Origin of the sequence: Halobacillus sp. Cin3, from assembly GCF_947311855.1 — a bacterium.
In the GTDB taxonomy this organism is placed as follows: domain Bacteria; phylum Bacillota; class Bacilli; order Bacillales; family Halobacillaceae; genus Halobacillus; species Halobacillus kuroshimensis.
The window spans coordinates 541,752-564,202 of the sequence record NZ_CAMZMV010000001.1 but is presented as its reverse complement, the minus strand read 5'-3'; the positions used below and the strand labels follow the sequence as shown (position 1 = coordinate 564,202).

Here is a 22,451-nt window from a genome sequence, read left to right as displayed (position 1 = left end):
CTGCTTCCATCAACAAGAAGCAGGAGCCTTTATTTTTTCACCAATCGCGTCAAGAAAAAGCCATCCGTATCCCACTCGTGGGGAAACAGCTGAAGACCGGTTTCGGTCAGGCCTTCCCCTTGACGCAGAGCATCGGGAAGATCGTTGACAAAGGATGGATCCAGTTCATATTCCGGATGTTGATCCAGAAAATGACGGACCGCTTCTTCGTTTTCATGCCGGTCCACTGTACATGTACTGTAGACGAGTTTTCCACCGGATTTCAGGAGCGGCGCCACCTCGTGGAACAAGTCGTCCTGGATACTCCTGAGCTTATAGATATCTTCCTCACTCTTATGGTACTTAATATCCGGCTTGCCTCTCAGTACACCAAGACCTGAACATGGGGCATCAAGCAGGATCCGATCAAAGCTCTCAGACGCATGCACCGATGTGAGCGTCCGGGAATCCGCCTGCCCGGCTTTAATGGAAGTAAGCTGGAGCTGTTCAGCTTTTTTACTGACGAGCTTTGCCTTCTTTTCATGAAGATCATAAGCTGTCACGCTGCCTTTATCCTTCATCTTTTCTGCTATATGCGTGGTTTTACCTCCTGGTGCACTGCACGCATCAAGGACAGCCATCCCTTCATCCAGGTCCATCATTTCCGCAACCAGCATGGAACTCTGATCCTGAACGCTTACAAAGCCCTCTTTAAAGAGCCTGTGGTTTATAATGTTCCCATCTTTTACAACCAGGCCTTGTGTAGAAAATGGACTCTCCTCTACCGAAAACCCTTCCTGACGCAGCTCGCCGGCTGCGTCGCTGCGGCTGATTCTGAGAGGCTGGACGCGGATGGACATAGGAAGATGGTGGTTGTTCGCTTCACACATCAATCTCGTCGTTTCCATGCCGTACTGATCCACCCACCTCCGTACAAGCCATTCGGGATGACTGGTTTCAACCGCAAGACGCGTAACATCATTTTCAATGTAATCAAGGCTTTGAACACCTTTTCGCTGCACATTGCGCAGAACGCCGTTCATAAAGGAAGAGATTCCTTTATGTCCGCGTTTTTTCGAAATCTCCACCGCCTCGTGGATGACCGCATGGTCCGGAACCCGTTCCAGGAAGATCATTTGATAGACTGACATGTAAAGTAGCCAGCGTACCCACGGTTTAATTTTCTTCTGCCCGGCAGTATAAGGCTGAATATAATAGTCGATCAAGTCTCTGCGCTGCAGGGTTCCGTACACAATTTCGGTCAATAGAGCCCCGTCCTGACGGGAGAGCTCCTGTTTGGACATTTCTCTGTCGAGCAGGACATGACTGAAGCCTCCCTGCTCACCGATTCTTGTTAATAGATGGAGCGCGGTTTCTCTTAATACATACTTAGCCATGCTGCTCCCCCAATACGTCGCCCTCGCTTAAAGATTGGCCAGCACCGTTAACGAACGACTGCCCGTCCATTTTTTTCTTCCCTGAAGGCTGAAGGGATACAATTTTCAACGCTTTTCCGTCTCCTGCCTGAACGAGGAAACCGTCCTCTTCGATTTTGACCACTGTTCCCGGGACTTTGGAAAAGTGTCCGGAAACTTTTTCGGCCCACCAGATTTTCATCGGTTTTCCATTCCAGTACGTGTACGCCACCGGCCAGGGATGAAGCCCCCTTACGTGGTTGTAAACGGTCTGTTGATCTCTGTCCCAGTCAATCCATTCCTGTTCACGTTTAATGTTGCCGGCAAACGTGACTTTGGATTCATCCTGAACTTCAGGAGTGATGTTTCCTGCCAGCAATTCAGGCAGTGTGTCAGCCAGAAGGTCAGCTCCTGCTGCTGATAATTTATCGTGCAGTGTGCCGACATGGTCGGTATCTTCAATCGGAACGACAACTTTGGAAAGCATATCGCCGGCATCCAGTTTTTTCACCATGTACATGATAGTGACGCCGGTTTCTTGTTTTCCTTCCAGAATACTATAATGGATAGGAGCTCCTCCCCTGAATTCGGGCAGCAGCGAGGCATGTACATTGATGCATCCGTATTCCGGAACGTTCAGCAGTGCTTCCGGGAGGATCTGTCCGAAAGCCGCTGTGACGATCAGGTCCGGCTCATAGGCGAGAACATCCTCATATTCATGCTTGATTTTTTCAGGCTGCAGCACCGGAATACCGTGGTTCAAGGCTGCTGTCTTCACCGGCGGCGGTGTAAGAACCCTCTTCCTCCCTTTTGGACGGTCCGGCTGGGTCACAGCCACCACCACTTCATATCCTTCTTTCATAATCCGGTCAAGAACAGGGACCGCAAAGTCCGGTGTTCCCATAAACGCAATTCGTGTCATAACTGACGGCTCCTTCCTACATCAACTGATACGGCTGAAAATCAACCGTGATCTGTAAACCATTTTCCTGTTTCATTTCATCTTCATAATAATGCAGTATTCGTTCAACAAACTTCCGCTGCTCGGGTTCCTTCTTGTATTTTACCATGCATTGATAGCGATATCTATTATTGATCCTGGCCAGCGCAGAAGGGGTTGGCCCCAGTACGTGTGCCTGCCCGGACAGCTTCTGCTGCATAAACATCGTAATCTTACGGGTGGCTTCCTCCGCTTTCAACTGGTTGGGATGCGAAATTGTAAACAACGTCAAATAATAATAAGGAGGATATCGGAACGCTTTTCTAAGCTTCATTTCCTCCTGGAAAAACTGTTCATAGTCGTACGTACTCGCAAGCTCTATGCTGTAATGTTCCGGTGTATAAGTCTGGACAACCACTTCCCCGCTTTTCTCATGGCGTCCGGCCCGTCCGCTCACCTGGGTCAGCAGCTGAAAGGTCTTTTCGGAGGCACGGAAATCCGGCAGGTTCAGCATCGCATCCGCTGCCAGCACACCGACAAGTGTGACGTTGCCAAAATCGAGCCCTTTGGCGATCATCTGTGTTCCAAGCAGGACATCCGCTTTTCCTTCCCCGAACTGTGTAAGTAGTCTTTCGTGGGCCCCTTTTCTCCTCGTTGTATCAACATCCATCCGGATGATCCGCGCCTCGGGAATCAGTTCCTGAAGGGCTTCCTCGACTTTTTGAGTTCCTGTCCCAAAGTATCGGATCGTTTTGCTTTCACATTCCGGGCACTTCTCCGGCATAGGCTCCTCATGAGAACAGTAGTGACATTTGAGACGGTTCTGCCGCTTGTGATAGGTCAAAGCAATATCACAGTGCGGGCATTCGCTCACATGCCCGCAGTCCCTGCACATGACAAACGTGGAATATCCCCGTCGGTTAAGAAACAGCACGACTTGTTCCTTCCTAGCCAGCCGCTCTTCGATTTTTTCCTTTAATGGAATCGAGAACATGGATCGGTTCCCGCTGTGAAGCTCCTCTCTCATATCCACAAGCTCCACCTCAGGCATAACAGCCTCATTCATCCGTTTGCTGAGTGTCAACAGCTGATAGTTGCCTTTCGCAGCCCGCGCATACGTTTCCAGTGACGGGGTCGCGCTTCCCAGAACGACCGGGCAATGATGTGTCTTGGCGCGTTGGACAGCTACATCGCGGGCATGATACCTCGTCCTGTCTTCCTGCTTATAGCTGGTTTCATGCTCTTCATCAATGATGATCAGCCCAAGATTCGTAAACGGGGCGAATATGGCGGACCGGGCTCCTACAACAACCTGTACTTCCTGCCGCTGAATCTTACGCCATTCGTCGTATTTCTCTCCAGCTGACAGAGCACTGTGAAGGACAGCTACCTTTGAGCCGAAACGTCCTTTAAACCGCTCCACCATCTGAGGGGTTAAAGCAATTTCGGGGACGAGCATAATGGCTTCCTCTCCTTTATCCAGCACCTGTTGAATCGACTGCATATAAACTTCCGTTTTACCGCTCCCCGTTACACCGTGAAGGAGAAACACGTCGTGCTCCTGTTTTTCAATGGTTGAAAGAATCGGCCGGATGGCGGTTTCCTGTTCATCGGTTAATGCAAAAGGCGTCGTTCGTTTAAATTCCCGGCCTCCGTACGGATCGCGGAAGACTTCCTGTTTATACTCTTTGAGCACGTTCTGCTCCACAAGAGGCTTCAACGCAGCAGGGGTGGTTTGAAGGTGATCCAGCAAACGCTTTTTGTCCAGTGGCTCTGGGTGCTGAAGGAAATATTCAACAATGGCCCGCTGTTTTTTGGCCTGTGGCGGGAGATCTTCCAGCTTTTCCTCCATATCAATAGGAGAAACAGCCGGCGCAACCACCGCCTTCAGCTTTTTCGTTTCCCTGCTCTTTACTTCATAGTGAACATCCACTTCGCCTTCGTTCATATGTTTTCTAAGGATATGGTAACTGATACCGGACTGTTCGAACTCCTCAAAATCCATGACACCCCGCCCGTCAAACACAGCATCCAGTGCTGAATCCAGCGGTTCATCCGAGAGTTTCCACAGCTCTTTTCTATATTTGGCTTTCATGACCTGCGGCAGCATGACCTGTAGACAGGATATATAATAACTCAACGTATAATTGGACAGCCATTTCCCAAGATGAAGCAGCTCTTGCGTCAACGTTGGGATGACATCCAGTACATCAGTGATTTTTTTCACTGAGGAAAAGCTGGAGGTTTCTGACAAGGAGATCACATAGCCGAGAATTTTCCTCGGTCCGAAGGGGACGATGACTCTGACCCCGGGCTGTACAATTCCTTCAAATTTTTCAGGGATTTCATAATCAAAGGGTCTGTTGGTATTCTGTGAGGCTACGTCCACAATGACATTGGCAATCACGTGCGCTCACGCCCCGTCATCTCCTGAGAGGCTTCCTTTAGGATTTCTTCTGCCAGCTGATCCTTCGTCATCATGGGATAGATTTTTTCACGACCGCTTTTCTGAATGAAAAGGGAGGCATTCGTATCCGTCCCAAAGCCGGCCCCTTCCTCGGCAACATTGTTGATCACAATGGCATCCAGGTTCTTCTTCTCCAGCTTCTCTCTTCCATAACGCTCAGGATCATTCGTTTCGGCGGCAAAGCCGATCAGATACTGATGTTCCTTCCTTGTACCGAGCTCCTGCAGGATATCGTGCGTGCGCTCCATTTGGACCGCATATCCTCCCGGGGATTTTTTCATTTTATGTTCAAAGGTTTCCTTTGGTCTGTAATCGGCGACAGCGGCGGATTTGATCACAAGATCGGCCGCTGGATAATGCTTCAGCACTTCTTCATACATCTCCTGAGCAGAGACTACATCAATGCGCTTCGCCCCTTTTGGCGTATGAAGAGAGACAGGTCCGGTGATCAGGGTGACATCAGCACCGCTTCGAACCGCCTGCCGCGCAAGAGCAAACCCCATTTTTCCTGTCGAAGGGTTCGTGAAATACCGGACCGGGTCAATTTTCTCCTGCGTTGGTCCTGCTGTAATCAGCACCCGTCTGCCTTTTAACCACTCGGTTTTCCGATATTCATCTTCCAGTACCTTGACGATGCTCTCCGGTTCTTCCAGTCTTCCTTTCCCGACATATCCGCAGGCCAGATACCCTTCCCCAGGCTCAATAAAACGAAAGCCCCATTCATCAAGCTGTTGCATGTTGTTCATGACAGCCGGGTGGCTGTACATGTGCACATTCATCGCCGGTGCAATGTACACGGGTGCCTCGGTCGCAAGCAGTGTCGTTGACAGCATATCATCCGCCAGCCCGCAGGCAAGCTTGCCAATCGTATTGGCTGTAGCGGGCGCAATCAGGAATAAATCGGCCCAGTCGGCGACATCGATGTGCTGGATCTGAGTGGCGTCCTGTTCATCAAACGTATCGGTATAGACCGGCTGCCTGGACAGTGCCTGAAAGGTCGTCGGAGCGACAAAATTTCTCGCGCTCTCTGTCATAATGACTTTGACGAAGGCTCCTGCCTGGACAAGCTTACTTGTCAGTGCCGCCGCTTTGTATGCAGCTATTCCTCCTGATACGCCCAGGACAATCTTTTTATCTTTTAACATGTGATGGACCTCCCTGCCTGTGAAAATCTTATGATATAATACGTAGGAAAAGCCGCGCTGATCGTCAGACAGATGCGCGGCTTTTCCTACGTTGTTCCGGGAACAATGCTATTATGTGGTTTCCGTTCTTTCTTGAATCTCTTCCGCTTCAATATAATTCAATTTCCCGTCGCGGATTTCTTCCAGAGCTACACCAACCTGCTGATGAGAAGTTGGGTTGTCGACCATAGGAGCACTTCCCTGCTTCAATTCGCGGGCTCTTCGTGCGGATAGTGTGACAAGTGTATATTTTGATTTGATCTGCTTCTGCAGGGAATCAATGGATGGTTCTAACATCATAATTATTTTTCCTCCAATGCTTTTTTGTATTGATGGGCCACGCGCTCACGTTTGCAGTGTTCACTGGCTACAATGGACTGGACCTTTTGAACAGCGTTATTAATCTGGTCGTTGACAACGACATAATCGTAGGCATCCATCATATCAATTTCTTCTTTGGCCGCCAGCAGACGGTTTTTCACCTTTTCCTCTGTTTCGGTACCCCGGCTTACGATTCGGTCTTTTAATTCTTCAAGAGAAGGAGGAATTAAAAATACGAACACACCTTCCGGGAAGTTTTCGCGGACTTTCAATGCGCCCTGAACCTCAATTTCAAGGAATACATCCTTTCCCTGGTTCAACGTTTCTTCCACATAATGTCTCGGCGTGCCGTAATAGTTGCCCACATATTCGGCATGTTCAATCAGCTGTCCTTCTGTGATCAGCTTTTCAAATTCATCTCTGCTTTTAAAGAAATAATCGACTCCATCCACTTCCCCTTCACGCGGGGCACGCGTCGTCATGGAAATGGAATATCGCAGGTCTGTCGACTGCTCGAACAGAGCCTTCCGTACGGTTCCTTTTCCGACACCTGATGGGCCGGAAAGTATAAATAATATACCTTTCTGTTCAATCACTGCAAATAGTCCTCCTAGTTTTCATCTGAAATCTCATCATTACTGATTACACGCTGGCCGACGGTTTCCGGCTGAACAGCAGACAGAACGACATGATCACTATCTGTGATAATGACCGCACGTGTACGGCGGCCATATGTAGCATCTACTAATTTATTATTGTCACGGGCGACAGTAATGATACGTTTGATTGGAGCGGATTCCGGTGAAACGATGGAAATGATTCGATTGGCAGAAACAACGTTCCCGAACCCGATATTGATCAATTTTAAACTCAAAGCTGACTCCTCCTTCTTATGGCCAAGCACTTAATCATTAACTCTATTATATGAAAAAAACCGTACAGAACACAATTGTTATTCGACATTTTGCACTTGTTCCTTCATTTTTTCCAATTCACCCTTCACGTTAAGTACATACTCCATCAAGAGGGTGTCATTGGATTTTGACCCCATCGTGTTCACTTCCCGGTGCATTTCCTGAAGGATGAAATCCAGACGTCTCCCGACGGACCCGTGCTGGTCCAGAGCCTTCTCAAACTGTTGAAGATGGGAGTGCATACGTGTGAACTCCTCTGTGACATCCCCTTTTTCAGCCATAAGGGCCACTTCCTGGAGAATTCTTGGTTCATCCTGAGAAAGGGGCTGTGCAGCGTAATCTTCAATTCGGGCGCGTATTCTAGCTTTGTATTCGTTTATCACCTCAGGCCGGCGCTGGTCCATCATGTCAAGCCAGCAGGCGACAGCCTTGAGTCTGGATAGAAGGTCCTTCGTAAGCTGCTTTCCTTCCCGTCCCCTCATGTCCTTCAGCTGGCGCAGAGCCTGTTCCACCGACGTCTTCAGCATATGTTGAAAAGAATCCGGAATGTCTTCCGATTGCTTAGTAATGAAGACATTCTCTAACTTGGATACCATATCAATAGTTATATCACCCGTCAAATGAAACCGGCTCTTCATATCTTCCAACGCCTGAATATACTGCTCCGCTGCTTCCCAGTCCACTTCGACATTTTTCTGCAGGCCGCCGTCCATCGTTATGTACACATCGACCCGTCCTCGGTGGAGGGCTTCTTTTACAAGTTTCCTTATCGGGTCCTCCATAAATAACAAGGAGGAAGGAAGATGCATATGAACATCAAGAAACCGATGGTTAACGGATCTGATTTCCACCACTATCCGTGTCCCCTCCTGCTCTGATATTTCCCGTCCATATCCGGTCATACTGTCAGCCATATCTCCTTCACCTGCCGCTTCTTCATTGATACTGTATAGTTTACCAAACTTCCTCTTTCAGAGCGACTGGTATGATTCTTTAGAAATACGGCGGAAAATCATGCTATAATGACCTTTTAGAGAGGTGAAGAGATTATGTCTTTCGACGGAATTGTAACCCGGGCTGCGACGAATGAGCTGAACAATGTTCTTCAGTCCGGACGAATCATGAAAATTTATCAACCCACGGACACAGAGCTTGTATTCACAGTCCGCTCCCAGCGGACGAAACATACGCTTCTGTTATCCGCTCATCCATCCTATGCACGGTTCCATTTAACCAATGATCAATACCACAACCCAAAAGAACCGCCAATGCTCTGTATGCTCCTGCGCAAGCATCTTGTTGGAGGGTTTATAGAGAAAATTGAACAGGTGGATATGGAGAGGATTGTCAAGATCCATATCCGCACACGGAATGAAATCGGCGACGAAACGTATAAAACCTTGATCATTGAGGTGATGGGGAAACACTCCAATATTCTTCTTGTCGACGAACAGGAGGGGCATATTCTGGACAGCATCAAGCACCTTCCCCCTTCTCAGAACCGGCACAGGACGATTATGCCGGGCCGGCCCTATAAACGGCCGCCGGAGCAGGGCAAAATAAGTCCGGTGGAACTGGAACCAGCCCAACTCCTTAAAAAACTGGACTTTAATGCCGGGCGCCTGGACAAACAGATTCTCTCCATTGTCATGGGCTTTTCCCCTATGATTACAAAGGAGATTGCAGAAAAAGCAGGAATGGGCGGACCATCAGGATACGAAGCTGCTTATGAGGAAGTACGGAACCGAATACTGGATCACTCGTATGAACCACAGGTGAAGCGCGGGGACAAAGAACAATTTTATGTACTGCCGCTGAAGGCCTTCGGAGAAGAAAAAGAAACTTTCTCTACAGTGAGTGACATGCTGGACGCTTTTTATTCAGGCAAAGCCGAAAGGGACCGTGTCAAACAGCAGGCTGGTGATTTATTCCGCTTTCTGAAAAATGAACGCGACAAAAACCAGAGGAAAATCAAAAAGCACGAGGATACCTTGAAAAAGTCTGAAGCAGCCGGGGATTATCAAAAGCTCGGCGAACTGCTGACCGCTCATATGCACCTCGTTCAAACTGGAGACGAAAGTGTAACGGTCGTTGATTACTACGATCCTGACCAAAAGGAAATGTCAATCGAGCTGAATCCGAATAAAACGCCAAGTGAAAACGCCCAGTCTTACTTCCAGACGTACCAGAAATTGAAGAAGTCCAAACAGGTGGTTCAAAAGGAAATCGAAAAAGCGGACATTGAAATCACCTACTTCGAACGTTTGATTCAACAAGTCGAAACAGCCAGGGAAGAAGATATTGAAGAAATCCGGGAGGAACTCCGTGAACAGGGCTATATGAAGAAAAAAAATGCCTCCCCGGGTCGCAAGAAAAACCAGCCTGAAAAGCCGTCTCCTGAAACCTTCCGATCCAGTGACGGGACGATGATCTACGTCGGGCGCAACAATAAACAGAATGAATATTTAACCAACCGAATGGCAGGTAAATCTGATATCTGGCTGCACGCCAAAGATATTCCGGGATCCCACGTAGTCATTAAAGATGAGAACCCGAGTGAAGACACACTGCTTGAAGCAGCCCAGCTTGCAGCAAACTTCAGTAAATCAAGCCGGTCGTCCTCCGTGCCTGTTGACTACACACAAATCAGGCATGTGAAAAAACCGTCCGGAGCCAAACCCGGTTTCGTTACCTATGACAACCAGCAGACCCTGTTTGTAACTCCGGATGCCTCCTATGTCCGCACGATGAAAAAACAGGCAGAGGAATAAAACAGGAGCAGGCAGCCATACTAAGGGAGCACCTTGGTCTTAGTAGAGGAGGCTGCAGTCATGCCAAAGAACTCAAAATCAAAACGCAACCCAAAGAAGAGCCGGGATGCGGTCCAGCCCAGCAATGGTGAAGAGCGCGTAACGATCTCTAAAGCGGGCAGATCTTTTGATGACCGTTGAAGAGCAATAGTCAGAGTTCCCATGACAAACTCTGGCGTACACACGCCAGGAAAGCTGTCGAGAAAATTTCTCGGCAGCTTTTTTTCTATAAAGAAACCGCCGGGACTCAATCCAGGCGGTTATCTTTTCCTCATATGATCAAGCTTGTCCCTGAGAATTGTAATGGAACGGTTGATTTTCCAAATGTAATACAGATGATGGAGCAGATTTTCCTTATCCTCTGTTCCCGGCTGCACTTTCATCTCCACCTGCTCCCTTTCCTCCAGCAGGTCGTAACCCGGATCGGAAAGATTCCCTTTTTCGATTTGATGAATCAATCCTTGTAAATTCTTTTCCATCTTATCCTGAACCGCTGTTAAAAGTTCCAGTGTTTCATGACTGTGATTCGTGTATTTCGGATATGGAGAGGCGACAAGGTGCTTGGCATAATAATTGACGGCTGTAATTACGGTCAGCACGGCTGTAAGGTTTTTGTCCCCTCGGAAAATAGGATCCTGTACAGCAGGTTTGGATTCTTCCTCAATTTCCTGCATTTTCGCATCAAGATCCAATGCCTGCTGTGCAAGACCTTTAACCCCTTTCGTACCCTTGATGTTGGTTAAATACTGGCTGATCAATTGAGACATTTGTGTAAAGTATTCACGAAAGGCCTCAGAAAGCTTGTCTTTTGTCCTCGTGGGAAAGACAAAAGCAGAAACACCAAGGGCAATTGCAGCTCCTGCCACTGTGTCAATGACCCTCGCTCCAAGAAGCTCCGGCGTAACTCCACCGAGAATCAGATCATAAATAAAGGCAATCATCATCGTAATAAAGAAGCTTGCCACCGTATAGGAAACCGTAAGAAAGTAAAAGGCCGTAAAAATAACCAGAAACAATAGGACAACCTCAAGGTACGGGTGGCCGGAGAGCCACAAAGCAGCAAGAAAACCGAAGAAAGCACCGAAGAATGTGCCGACGGAGCGTTCAAAAGCTTTTAAGTACGTCCTGCCGACGGTTTCCGTACCGAGCTGGATAATAAAAGCGGTCAACAGGACCCAGTACGGCTGAATCGGAGAAATAATATAGCCCGTGACAATGGCTATGCTTCCTGCAATCAACGCCTGTACGGCTTTTTTCTCAGCAGGTTTTAGTCCGGCCGGCTCCTCTTCCTTCTCATCCACCGCCTCTTCATCTGCTGACGGCGGATGTTCCACCGCTTCATTGAAATGAATATCCCGCTGCACTTCGGAAGCGCCTTCTGTCACGTGGGAGGCCATCGTTTCAATTCTTCTAATCAAATAAAGCCGTCCATCAGGAAGGTCGGTTACATTCATCATCCAGTGATCAAGCTGATGCCGGATACCTGCGACCACTTTCTCAGCCTGCTGAAGGCTCTTCATTTCCGGCTGCGGGTCAAGCACATCGGCATCCTTTAACGTCAGAAGCAGATCGACGAGAAGATAGCGCAGCTCCTTCAAATCCAATGCCTCGTCTTCCTTCAATTTCTGCAGGCTTTCCGAAAGTGTCATGACAAACATGGTTGTATCGAAAATATATAATCGAAGCCGGCCGGATTGAAGCCCCGGCCAGATTTCTGTGCTGTCCTGCTGATGTAGATCAGCGGCGACCTGGTTGGCGTAAATTCTTAATTTACTTACGTTGCTGCCCAGCTTCTTCAACCGGGACGGCTGGAGTTCAGGGTCTTTAATCACCTCAATAAGCAGGTCGAACGTCAAGTTTGCCTGCCTGTGGAAGGAAACCGTGCTTCTCCGCAGCATCTGTCTTGTGTCTTCAAATAGGAAGAAATTGTAAATAAAGGCATAAAGAATGCCGATTCCAACTGCGAGGTAAAACCAGGGAAACTGGGCCGGAGACAGCTGAAGAAATGAGGAGAAATAAATCGTGAAGAACCCAATCATTCCAAGAGAAAAATACCGGCTTCCATACTGCGAAAAATAAAAGGCTGAACCTATCGAAGCAATCATCAGGATACTCACCAGGACGGGGCTTGAAGCAGTCAAAGACCCGAGCGTCACCCCTGAACCAGCAGCCACTCCCAGGAGAAGTGTTGTCACCTGTTTCTTTCTTTTTGTATCATCCATAACAATCATAATGCCCATCAGACCGGCAATCCCGGAGATGATCGCAGGAAAAAGCGGATCGATGGCAAAGACGTTCATGATCAACATCGTTGTAAAAACCGATGAAATCAAACTCAGCGTTGCTTTCCCCGCCTGTGCCAGTCTCCGTCTGCCCGGATCAGAGGCGAGCAGACGCCGCAGCCAGTAGGACTGTTTGACTAAATCTTTCATATATTGATGCTCCCCTCTTTCATATGTATAGTCATTTATCTTATCGATTTTCAAGTGGCAGGACAACTCTCACGTCCTGACGTTTTCTTTTGTAAGAACATTCCATCAAATGCCCCGGACGAAAAAAGCTGCGATCGGCATCGCAGCTTCAAGTTAAAAAATAAGCAAAAACGGCAATCGAGGCAACATAGGAAAAAACCGCCTGGGCCCAGTATCTTTTCGCTTCTTTTTTCAACATGTACATATTCCACAATATAAATATCGTCAACGACCCTGCCAGACTGAGAAGAGGTTCCCATGACAGCATGGATTCCATAAAGGAAAAAGCGACCCACGTGTATAAATAAACAAAGCAGGTTAATAGTCCGAGGGAGGCATTCATGAGAATAAAAAAGGAATGTTTGTTAGATTTCATCGTCATCACCAATACGTTGTGTTGTATCAATGGTACAAGGACAAGATGAAAATAGCAACTCTTCCATCATTTAAGAGTTTGTAAAAACGTAGGGGTCTTCCCTCCACACTCTCAGTTTCTCCAGCTGAACGTCATCCAGTTCTTTCTGTTGATACAGCTCATTCAACAGATCATCATAGCTGGCAATCGATTGAACATGGTACTCCTTTTCCTTAAACGCCTGCTTCGCTTCCGCCAGGCCGTAGGTGAAGATGGATAAAATCCCTGCCACTTCCACCCCTGCTTCCCGAAGGGCATCTGCAGCTTGTATGGAAGACTTCCCTGTGGAAATCAAATCCTCAATGACGACTACACGGCTGCCTTCGGTAACCACTCCTTCAATCTGATTTCTGCGTCCGTGTTTTTTGGCGGTCCCGCGAACATACACCATCGGAAGATTGAGACGATCGGCTGCCCATGCTGCATGCGGAATACCAGCTGTGGCGCATCCGGCTATTGCATCCACCTCTCCCGGCAGTTTCTGGATCATGTCCACAAGCGCCTCTGCGACAGCGGAACGGACGGATGGATAAGACATCGTCAAACGGTTGTCACAATAAATGGGGGATTGGATGCCTGAGGTCCATGTGAAGTAATCCTCCTCGTACATTTTGACAGCACCAATATCCAGCAGCTTAAGAATCAACTGATTTTTTTCCATGCAGAAATTCCCCCTTAATGGTTTGATATGTATCCTCAGGTTCACCGCTGTTCCGGATGGGTCTGCCAACGACGATTGCATCACTGCCCTCCATAGCGGCTTTTACAGGAGTAGCTGTCCGTTTTTGATCGTGGACGGGTCCTCCCGGGAGCCTGATCCCCGGGGTCAACGTAAGAAGCCCTGATTCTTTTTTCACCAAGGATGCTTCATGAACAGAGCACACGACTCCATCCGCTCCATGTTCTGCCGCTAAGAGGCTGTAATGAAGGACCATGTCCTTTGTTGACTCCTCTACCTTCCATTCCCTGCTCATAGCCCTTTCGTCCATGGAAGTAAGGACAGTGACGGCAAATAAAAGAGGTGTTTTTCCATCTGCCCCTTCGCTCAACCCCTTCCGGGCAGCTTCGATCATATGACTGCCGCCGGAAGCATGAATCGTAACGATATCCACACCGAGACCGGCAAGGTTTTTCATCGCCCGGCGGACGGTTTCCGGTATATCGTGAAGCTTTAAATCCAGGAAAACCTCGTGGTTCCGTCTTTTGAGTTCGGCAATGAAGGGGGCGCCTTCCTTATAAAAAAGCTCCATGCCCACTTTAACTGGAACACCTTCAAGATGATGTAGAGTCAAAAAATCAAGCGCTTCGCGGCCTGAAGAGAAATCAAGGGCGAAGTAGACCGGCTTCAACACTTTCACGATGCGCACCTCCTACAGCTTCCTCTACAGATTGAAATCCATAATGATGTAACGTCTCCGGCAGTTGTTCCACGAGTTCCCTGCATATGAGTGGATTTTTAAAGTTCGCACTGCCTACAGCCACTGCGCTCGCTCCTGCCAGCAGGTACTCGACAATATCGGCTGCCGTTTCAATCCCTCCCATTCCGATAATAGGTATGGCGACCTTGGGATAAACTTGATGGATCATCCGGATACTGACCGGCTTCAGGGCAGCTCCGGACAATCCTCCGGTCCCGTTCGATAAGACAGGTTTCCGCGAGGATGGATCGATGCGCATAGCGGTCAGCGTATTGATCATAGACAGGCCGGAGGCACCTCCCCTTTCAGCCGCTTTGGCCATGACAACGATGTCGCTTACATTCGGCGACAACTTCACATATACCGGAACACGGCTTACTTGAACGACTCTGCGTGTAACATCCTCCGCAAGCACTGGATCCATTCCAAACTGAACACCGCCCTCCTTGACATTCGGACAGGAGATATTCAGCTCGAGAGCATCGGCATGAGCAGAGATCTTCTCAGCTACTTCCACATATTCCTCTACCGTGCTGCCGGCGACATTTGCTATGATCGGCACCTGCTGGGCCTTCAGAAAAGGGATTTCCTCCTGAATGATCGACTCGACACCTGGATTTTGCAGACCAATGGCATTGAGCATCCCTCCTGTTGATTCAGCTACACGCGGAGTTGGATTGCCATATCTCTTTTCACCGGTGGCGGCCTTCATGATGACAGCTCCGAGTTCAGCGAGCGGGTAAAAGCGGGCATATTCACGACCAAACCCAAAGCATCCCGAAGCCGGCATGATTGGATTTTTCAAAGAGAGGCCGGGCAGTTGAATCATCGTATTCATGTCAGCACAACCTCCTTATGGTGAAAGACCGGACCATCACAGCAGATTCGCTTGTAGCCTTTTTCATCATGGGAAGGCACTACACAGGCAAAACAAGCGCCGATCCCACATCCCATCCGTTCCTCCATGGAAATATATCCTTCTGTATCACCGAGCTGTTTGACCACAGCTTTCAGCATGGGCGTAGGTCCGCACGTATAATAGCGGTCAAACGAACCAGACATTCCGGCAATCCCGTCCGTGACAAACCCTTTATTTCCGGAGGTTCCGTCATCTGTCATAATGTGGACGCTCCCATATTGTTGAAATTCACTCTTCAAAAAAGCGTGACGGATGGATTGAAATCCGAGAATAATAGTAAGGTCCGCTCCTTTTTCATACAGCTCACGGGCCAGCCGGTATAGAGGGGGCACACCGATGCCTCCCCCTGTCAGAAGAACACTCTCTCCAGGGCGAGCTTTTACAGGAAAACCTCTGCCTCCTGGACCAAGCACATCAAGAGAATCACCAATCTGATAAGCTGTAAGGGCTTTTGTTCCTTTTCCAATCACTTTGTACAACAGAGTGATCGTTTCCTCATCTATGTTGTAATCCGAGATGGATACCGGCCTTCGTAAATATTCGTCCGTACTTGTCCGAATGTGAACAAATTGTCCAGGTTGCTTGATGTCGTGTACCATACGCCCGCAAAGAATTAATTGGTACGTATCTTCGGCAACCAGCGTATGATCCACAACCGTCAGATCTTCTCTGATCACTGCCCCACCCCTTCCATCGGAGTAATGGCTCTTGCCGAAAAAGACATGGCGTTAATGACTTCAACGATAGCCGTTGCCGTATCAAGGCTTGTCAGACAGGCGATGCCGTTTTCTACAGCTTCCCGGCGGATCCTGAACCCGTCAGACCTCGCACGCATCCCTTTATTCAACGTATTGATGACAAATTGAACTTCACTGTTCTGAATAAGATCCAGCACATCCCTCTCTGCCGAACCAACTTTACCGACTGCTTCTACAGGAAGACCTTCCCGGGCGATTACGGTTGACGTGCCTTCTGTGGCAAACAAACGAAAACCGAGTTCATAAAAGGTCCGGGCAATGCGCACCATTTCTTCCTTATCCTTATCAGCAACCGTCAAAAGGACAGATCCCTGGACGGGTATCTTTAACCCGGAGGAAATCATGCCTTTGTATAAGGCTTTCTCCAGCGTTTCATCATACCCGATGACTTCCCCTGTCGATTTCATTTCGGGACCAAGCGTCGTATCGACACTTCTTAATTTTTCAAAGGAGAACACCGGCACTTTCACATAGACCCCTTTCGGCTTGCGGGCTGTTCCCGTGCTGTATCCATGGTCGGTCAATTTTCCGCCCATCAGCACTTTCGTTGCCAGCCCTGCCATGGGAACACCGGTTATTTTGCTGAGAAAAGGAACGGTCCGGCTTGCTCTGGGATTGACTTCCAATACATAAGCGGTTCCATCTGAAATAACGAACTGGATATTGACGAGACCCTTCATCTTCAGTTCTCTTGCGATATCAGCCGTGATGTCCAGACACTGCTTTTCGAGCGCGGGAGTCAAACGCCGGGGTGGATAGACAGCCATGGAGTCACCTGAGTGGACCCCTGCACGTTCGATATGTTCCATAACACCAGGTACGAACACATCCTCGCCGTCTGTAATGGCATCTACTTCCACTTCCATCCCTGTCATATACTTATCAATTAAAATGGGGTGACCGTTATGGACAAAAGCATTGTCATCCAGATAGGAAGCCAGTTCTTCCCGTGAATACACGATGGCCATCGCTCTCCCACCGAGAACATAGGATGGACGGACGACAATGGGATAACCGATTTTCTCAGCGGCGGCTACAGCTTCTGCTTCACTAGCCGCACTTTCTCCTCCCGGTTTCGGTACATTCAGACGGTTGAGCAGCTTTTCAAACAAGTCGCGGTCTTCTGTTTCGTGGATGGCTTCCATCGTTGTTCCGAGAATCCGGATTCCGTGCCGGCTCAGCCCTTCTACTAGATTAATCGCTGTCTGTCCACCGAATTGAACGATTACGCCTTCAGGATTTTCAAGGTCGGTGACGTTGAGAACATCTTCAAGGGTCAAAGGTTCAAAGTACAATTTATCAGAGACACTGAAGTCAGTGGAAACCGTCTCCGGATTGTTGTTCATAATAATCGCTTCATAACCCATTTCTTTTAACGCAAGCACCGAGTGCACCGTAGCATAATCAAACTCAACCCCCTGACCAATCCGAATCGGTCCGGATCCAATGACGAGCACTTTTTTCCTTGATGAGGAAAGGGATTCATTTTCCTCTTCATAGCTGCTGTAAAAGTACGGCGTTTCGGAGGCGAATTCCCCTGCGCACGTATCCACCATTTTATAGACCGGTTCAATCCTCATGCTTTTCCGCTTCTGTCGGACTTCATCGACTGACACTCCTGCTGCACGGGAAATCTGCTGGTCGGACATCCCCAGCTGTTTCACTTTCCTTAGGAGAGAAGCAGACAATTTCTCTGTTTCAAGCTGCTGTTCCAGAAGGATGATCTGCTCCAATTTATAAAGGAAGAACTCATCAATCGCTGTTTTTTCGTGAAGTTCCTCGATAGAAAAGCCCCGGCGGAAAGCTTCGGCAATTAAGAAAATCCGTTCGTCGTCCGCTTTCACGATCCGCTCGTTCAATTCCTCTGCGGTTAAACGGGACGCATGGGCCAGTCTCAGTTCTTCCGTCCCCCTTTCGAGCGAGCGGATGCCTTTCAACAAAGACTCTTCCCAAGTCCGGCCGATGCTCATCACCTCGCCTGTCGCTTTCATCTGCGTGCCCAGAACACGGTTTCCCTTGGCGAATTTATCGAACGGCCAGCGGGGGATTTTGGATACGACATAATCCAGCGCAGGTTCAAAGCAGGCATATGTGGTTCCTGTAATCGGATTTTGAATCTCATCCAGCGTCATCCCTACCGCAATCTTTGCAGCAATTTTTGCGATGGGGTAACCCGTTGCTTTTGAAGCAAGCGCTGAGGAACGGCTGACTCTTGGATTGACTTCAATCACATAGTACTGGAAGCTGTCGGGATCGAGAGCCAGCTGTACGTTGCACCCTCCTTCGATTTTTAAAGCTTCGATAATTTCCAAAGACACGTTTCGAAGCATCTGATATTCTCTGTCACTAAGTGTTTGAGATGGTGCGGTTACAATGGAATCCCCGGTGTGTATGCCTACAGGATCAAAGTTTTCCATGTTACAGACGACAATTTTATTTTCTGCACTGTCCCGCATCACTTCGTATTCAATTTCCTTGAATCCGGCGATGTTTTTCTCGACGAGACATTGGGAGACGGGGCTGAGAGAAAGTCCGCTTCTCACTGTTTCCCTCAGCTGCTCTTCGTGATCACAAATCCCTCCACCGGCTCCACCCATCGTATAAGCTGGACGGACGATGACTGGATAGCCGATACGATCGGCAAAACGTAACGCTTGATCCACTGTACTGACGATATCACTTTCCGGAACCGGGTGCTCCAATTCGTGCATGAGGGAGCGGAACTTCTCCCGGTCCTCCGCGCGCTGGATCGCTTCCAGTGGAGTACCGAGCAGCTCCACCTGATATTGATTGAGAATGCCTGAGTCATGAAGTTCGACGGCCATGTTCAGACCTGTCTGGCCTCCGAGTGTCGGAAGCACGGCATCCGGCTGTTCCTTACGGATAATCTTTTTCATAAATTCAAGAGTCAAAGGTTCCATATAGACCTGATCCGCAAACGTATGATCCGTCATAATCGTAGCTGGATTGGAATTTGCCAGAATGACCTCATAACCTTCCTCTTTCAAAGACTGACAGGCCTGGGTGCCGGAATAATCAAATTCAGCCGCCTGGCCGATCACGATGGGACCGGATCCAATGACGAGGATTTTATTTATATCTGTACGTTTAGGCATTGAGGTTCCTCCTTTGTGCGCTTGTTCGTCTTTTCAATGTTTTTAAGAAAGTGGTCAAACAACCAGGATGTATCTTCTGGTCCCGGTGAGCTTTCGGGATGATACTGGACACTAAAAACGGGCTGTGTGCGGTGCTTCAGCCCTTCAACCGTCTCATCGTTCAACGATACTTGTGTCGCCATCAATTCCGTATCTTCAAGGGATTCCAACGCTACGGTGTACCCATGGTTTTGGGAGGTAATAAAGGTTCGATTCGTTTCAAGATCTTTCACAGGCTGGTTGGACCCACGGTGTCCGAACTTCATTTTCATCGTATCGCCACCACCTGCAAGAGCGATCAGCTGGTGGCCGAGACAGATGCCGAAAACCGGAACACGCCCGATGAGGTTGCGTACCGTTTCCACAGCCTCCGGGACGTTTTTTGGATCTCCAGGCCCATTGGAGAGCATAACGCCGTCCGGTTTCAGCCTTAAAATCTCCTCATGACTAGTGTGGTAGGGGACAACAGTGACGTGACAGCTGCGCCTGGCAAAATCCCTTAAAATACCATGCTTCATTCCAAAGTCCACCAGAACAATCCTTTTCCCGCGCCCGGGTACAACGTACGGTTTCACAGTGGAAACATGCTGCACCTGGCTGTTGTAAGAAGGTGAATTCTCCAGCATTTTCATAACTTCTGAGGGGGATCGCTCGCTGGAGGCAATCATCGCTTTCATCGTACCGTAACGGCGGATGATCTTCGTCAGTTTTCTCGTATCCACTCCGCTTATCCCGGGAATGTTCCTTGCCTCAAGGTAAGCATCCAAGGTTTCCTCACTGCGGAAGTTTGACGGCCGTACACAGTGCTCCTTCACAACGACCCCGAACACAGCGGGGTGAACCGTTTCAAAATCGTCGCGGTTGATGCCGTAGTTTCCAATCAACGGGTACGTAAAGGTCACAATCTGACCGCAGTAGGAAGGATCGGACAGGACCTCTTGATAACCTGTCATTCCTGTGTTGAAGACAATTTCACCCATCGATTCCCTTTCGCTTCCGAAACCTTCCCCTTTGAATACTGTTCCATCTTCAAGTACGAGCTGCTTCATGTGTACTCTCCTCCCATGTTAGATTTCCGTTGACTGCGGTTAAAACCGGCCAGCCCTTCAGTGTCCAGCCGTTAAATGGCGTGTTTTTTCCTTTCGAAAGGAATGTTTCCCGCACGACAGCCCTATCACTGGTTAAATCAATCATTGTAAAATCTGCAGGAGCTCCAGGCGCAAGCGTACCGTAAGGCAGATGGAAAACGGCTGCCGGCTTCACTGTCATCCAATCCACCAGCTCCTTCAAAGTGCAGAATCCTTCCTCAACGAGGTGGGTATATAATAGAGGAAAAGCTGTTTCCAATCCTGTAATCCCAAAGGGGGCGTCTAAAAAGCCCTGCTGCTTTTCCTCTTCTGTATGTGGAGCATGGTCTGTAGCGATAAAGTCGATCGTGCCATCTTTTAATCCTTCAAGAAGCGCTTGTTGGTCCTCTCTGCTGCGAAGCGGTGGGTTCATTTTATAAAACCCATGATCCTCGATGATGTCGTCTTCCTGCAGGACAAGATGGTGGGGAGTCACTTCAGCCGTTACATGAACCCCCGCTTTTTTTGCGTTGCGGATGATGCGTACGGATTCTTTTGTGGAAACATGACAAATGTGATAGTGACAGCCGGTTTGTTCAGCGAGCAGGACATCTCTGGCAATCTGAACAGATTCCGTCGTTGACATGATTCCCGGCAGCGAAAGACGCTGACTCACATCCCCTTCATGACACACCCCTTTATGTACAAGAGAATTGTCCTCACAATGAGCGACTACAGCTTTACCGGCCGATGAGGCAGCTTTCATGGCTTCCAGCATCATTCCCGCATCCTGAATACCTACCCCATCATCAGTAAAAGCGAAGGCGCCTTTGTCTGCTAGGGTTTCCATATCCACAAGTTCCCGGCCGACCTGGCGGCTTGTGATGGAAGCATAAGGCAGGACACGGACATGGGCCGTTTCTTTTATTCGCCGCTTGAGTTCATCCAGGGTCTGCCCGTCATCAGGGACAGGGGTGGTATTCGGCATGGCGCAGATGGTCGTAAATCCACCTTTTGCTGCCGCCTGTGTCCCAGTTTCAATCGTCTCCTTCGCTTCTCCACCCGGTTCGCGCAGATGGACGTGTACATCAACAAAGCCGGGACTGATGAATAGACCTTTCGCATCCCATACACGGTCGACAACCGTTTGGTTAAGGTTTCGTCCTACTTCCTGGATCATCCCATTTTCCATCACCATTTCTGTGGATTCCATCTTTCCATCGCTTTGCAGCACACGAGCGTTGATCACTTTTATCTTCATTTACAGTTCCCCCTTCATTAACGAATCCATAACAGCCATCCTCACAGCAACTCCATTGCTCATCTGCCTGAAAATTCTTGATTTCCTGCTCTCTACTAGATCACTATCGATTTCAACTCCGCGATTGACAGGAGCTGGATGAAGGATGATGCTGTCCGCATCCATTCTCGCTTCCCTTTCTTTCGTCAACCCGTACTGCTCAAGGTACGCAGCCGTGTCTTCCCGATGGATATGCCGCTCATGCTGGATTCTCAGGAGCATCAGTACATCACAGTGTGTGACAGCTTCATCCATAGAAATGTAGTGATCCGCTATGGCTGAGTCCTGCCATTCGGGTTTACTGACAAAATAAACCTCGGCTCCAAGACGGGAAAGCGCAGCAGCATTCGACCTGGCTACCCGGCTGTGCTTAATATCACCAGCGATACAGATGCGCAGACCTTTGAATCTGTGAAACTGCTCATAAATGGTATACAAGTCCAGGAGACTCTGTGTGGGATGCTCACCGCATCCATCCCCTGCGTTGATCAGAGTAAGATTTAAATGTGAAGCACAATGCTGAAGCAGACCCGTCTGTGACTGTCGGACGACAGCCAGTTCAACTCCAAGGGATTCGAGCGTTTTCAACGTGTCATAAAGACTTTCCCCCTTCGTCAGGCTGGACCCCCGCCCCTCCAGATCGATGAGTTCAAACCCTGATTTACGCTGAGCAATCTGGAAGCTTACTTTAGTCCGTGTGCTTGGTTCTAAAAAAAGGTTGGCAGCAAACCTGCCATGGTAAGAGGGATTATCCCCGGGCTGATTCAGACGCTCCGCCCTCTCAATAAGCTGGAATATCTGCGCTGGGCTCAGTTCCTTCATAGATAATAGATGTTGTAATGGCTGGACTACCGGCATATCCTTCACTCCGATCTTCATGATTTTGACCGGTATACAAAGAAAAAGGCACCCCCGGTG

The 22,451-nt window shown here is 48.8% G+C and carries 19 protein-coding genes; 1 reads left to right on the top strand and 18 read right to left on the bottom strand.

Features of this window, described 5'->3' with window-relative positions; all coding sequences use genetic code 11:
- Nucleotides 1-29 precede the first annotated feature (29 nt).
- The 8 genes from rsmB to QMA39_RS03075 all read right to left on the bottom strand — a co-directional run bounded on the left by rsmB (nt 30) and on the right by QMA39_RS03075 (nt 8,134).
- Nucleotides 30-1,376 (bottom strand): 16S rRNA (cytosine(967)-C(5))-methyltransferase RsmB, encoded by a 1,347-nt coding sequence (rsmB, locus tag QMA39_RS03110; RefSeq protein WP_281657966.1) that lies wholly within the window; start codon nt 1,374-1,376, stop codon nt 30-32.
- A complete protein-coding gene (gene fmt, locus QMA39_RS03105) occupies nt 1,369-2,316 on the bottom strand; it encodes a methionyl-tRNA formyltransferase (protein WP_281657965.1) in 948 nt (315 codons plus the stop codon). Before fmt ends, rsmB begins: the two co-directional genes overlap by 8 nt.
- Before the next feature lie 16 nt (nt 2,317-2,332).
- Nucleotides 2,333-4,741: a primosomal protein N' gene (priA, locus tag QMA39_RS03100; RefSeq protein WP_281657964.1), complete on the bottom strand. Its 2,409-nt coding sequence runs from the start codon at nt 4,739-4,741 to the stop codon at nt 2,333-2,335.
- Nucleotides 4,738-5,946 (bottom strand): bifunctional phosphopantothenoylcysteine decarboxylase/phosphopantothenate--cysteine ligase CoaBC, encoded by a 1,209-nt coding sequence (gene coaBC, locus QMA39_RS03095; RefSeq protein ID WP_281657963.1) that lies wholly within the window; start codon nt 5,944-5,946, stop codon nt 4,738-4,740. Before coaBC ends, priA begins: the two co-directional genes overlap by 4 nt.
- Nucleotides 5,947-6,057: 111 nt before the next feature.
- On the bottom strand, nt 6,058-6,285 hold the full coding sequence (gene rpoZ / locus QMA39_RS03090; RefSeq protein WP_084162996.1) for a DNA-directed RNA polymerase subunit omega: 228 nt from the start codon (nt 6,283-6,285) through the stop codon (nt 6,058-6,060).
- Nucleotides 6,286-6,287: 2 nt separating this feature from the next.
- The gene (gmk, locus tag QMA39_RS03085) at nt 6,288-6,902 is read right to left on the bottom strand and encodes a guanylate kinase (RefSeq protein ID WP_027954143.1); all 615 of its coding nucleotides are present in this window, start codon (nt 6,900-6,902) and stop codon (nt 6,288-6,290) included.
- 14 nt (nt 6,903-6,916) lie between these two features.
- The gene (locus tag QMA39_RS03080) at nt 6,917-7,180 is read right to left on the bottom strand and encodes a DUF370 domain-containing protein (protein ID WP_027954142.1); all 264 of its coding nucleotides are present in this window, start codon (nt 7,178-7,180) and stop codon (nt 6,917-6,919) included.
- Between the two features lie 78 nt (nt 7,181-7,258).
- Entirely contained in the window at nt 7,259-8,134 is an 876-nt protein-coding gene (locus QMA39_RS03075; protein WP_027954141.1) for a YicC/YloC family endoribonuclease, read from the bottom strand.
- Between the two features lie 135 nt (nt 8,135-8,269).
- Between QMA39_RS03075 and QMA39_RS03070 the strand changes: the two genes are divergently transcribed.
- Nucleotides 8,270-9,991, top strand: coding sequence for an NFACT RNA binding domain-containing protein (locus QMA39_RS03070; RefSeq protein WP_281657962.1), 1,722 nt, complete (start codon nt 8,270-8,272; stop codon nt 9,989-9,991).
- Between the two features lie 299 nt (nt 9,992-10,290).
- On the opposite strand, the gene QMA39_RS03065 is transcribed toward QMA39_RS03070, so the two are convergent.
- The 10 genes from QMA39_RS03065 to QMA39_RS03020 form a co-directional block, all read right to left on the bottom strand.
- Nucleotides 10,291-12,462: an FUSC family protein gene (locus QMA39_RS03065; RefSeq protein WP_281657961.1), complete on the bottom strand. Its 2,172-nt coding sequence runs from the start codon at nt 12,460-12,462 to the stop codon at nt 10,291-10,293.
- Between the two features lie 148 nt (nt 12,463-12,610).
- The gene (locus tag QMA39_RS03060) at nt 12,611-12,877 is read right to left on the bottom strand and encodes a hypothetical protein (RefSeq protein WP_242520185.1); all 267 of its coding nucleotides are present in this window, start codon (nt 12,875-12,877) and stop codon (nt 12,611-12,613) included.
- A 70-nt stretch (nt 12,878-12,947) separates the two neighbouring features.
- On the bottom strand, nt 12,948-13,577 hold the full coding sequence (gene pyrE, locus QMA39_RS03055) for an orotate phosphoribosyltransferase (RefSeq protein ID WP_281657960.1): 630 nt from the start codon (nt 13,575-13,577) through the stop codon (nt 12,948-12,950).
- Entirely contained in the window at nt 13,552-14,274 is a 723-nt protein-coding gene (gene pyrF / locus QMA39_RS03050) for an orotidine-5'-phosphate decarboxylase (RefSeq protein ID WP_281657959.1), read from the bottom strand. The genes pyrE and pyrF overlap by 26 nt, the downstream gene beginning before the upstream one ends.
- Nucleotides 14,240-15,172, bottom strand: a complete 933-nt coding sequence (locus QMA39_RS03045) for a dihydroorotate dehydrogenase (protein WP_281657958.1) — start codon at nt 15,170-15,172, stop codon at nt 14,240-14,242. Before QMA39_RS03045 ends, pyrF begins: the two co-directional genes overlap by 35 nt.
- Nucleotides 15,169-15,930, bottom strand: a complete 762-nt coding sequence (locus QMA39_RS03040; RefSeq protein WP_281657957.1) for a dihydroorotate dehydrogenase electron transfer subunit — start codon at nt 15,928-15,930, stop codon at nt 15,169-15,171. The genes QMA39_RS03045 and QMA39_RS03040 overlap by 4 nt, the downstream gene beginning before the upstream one ends.
- A complete protein-coding gene (gene carB / locus QMA39_RS03035) occupies nt 15,927-19,127 on the bottom strand; it encodes a carbamoyl-phosphate synthase large subunit (RefSeq protein WP_281657956.1) in 3,201 nt (1,066 codons plus the stop codon). The genes QMA39_RS03040 and carB overlap by 4 nt, the downstream gene beginning before the upstream one ends.
- Complete coding sequence (locus QMA39_RS03030; RefSeq protein ID WP_281657955.1) at nt 19,106-20,215, bottom strand: carbamoyl phosphate synthase small subunit; 1,110 nt, start codon at nt 20,213-20,215, stop codon at nt 19,106-19,108. Before QMA39_RS03030 ends, carB begins: the two co-directional genes overlap by 22 nt.
- On the bottom strand, nt 20,196-21,494 hold the full coding sequence (locus QMA39_RS03025) for a dihydroorotase (RefSeq protein ID WP_281657954.1): 1,299 nt from the start codon (nt 21,492-21,494) through the stop codon (nt 20,196-20,198). Before QMA39_RS03025 ends, QMA39_RS03030 begins: the two co-directional genes overlap by 20 nt.
- A complete protein-coding gene (locus tag QMA39_RS03020; RefSeq protein WP_281657953.1) occupies nt 21,495-22,391 on the bottom strand; it encodes an aspartate carbamoyltransferase catalytic subunit in 897 nt (298 codons plus the stop codon).
- Between the last annotated feature and the right edge of the window lie 60 nt (nt 22,392-22,451).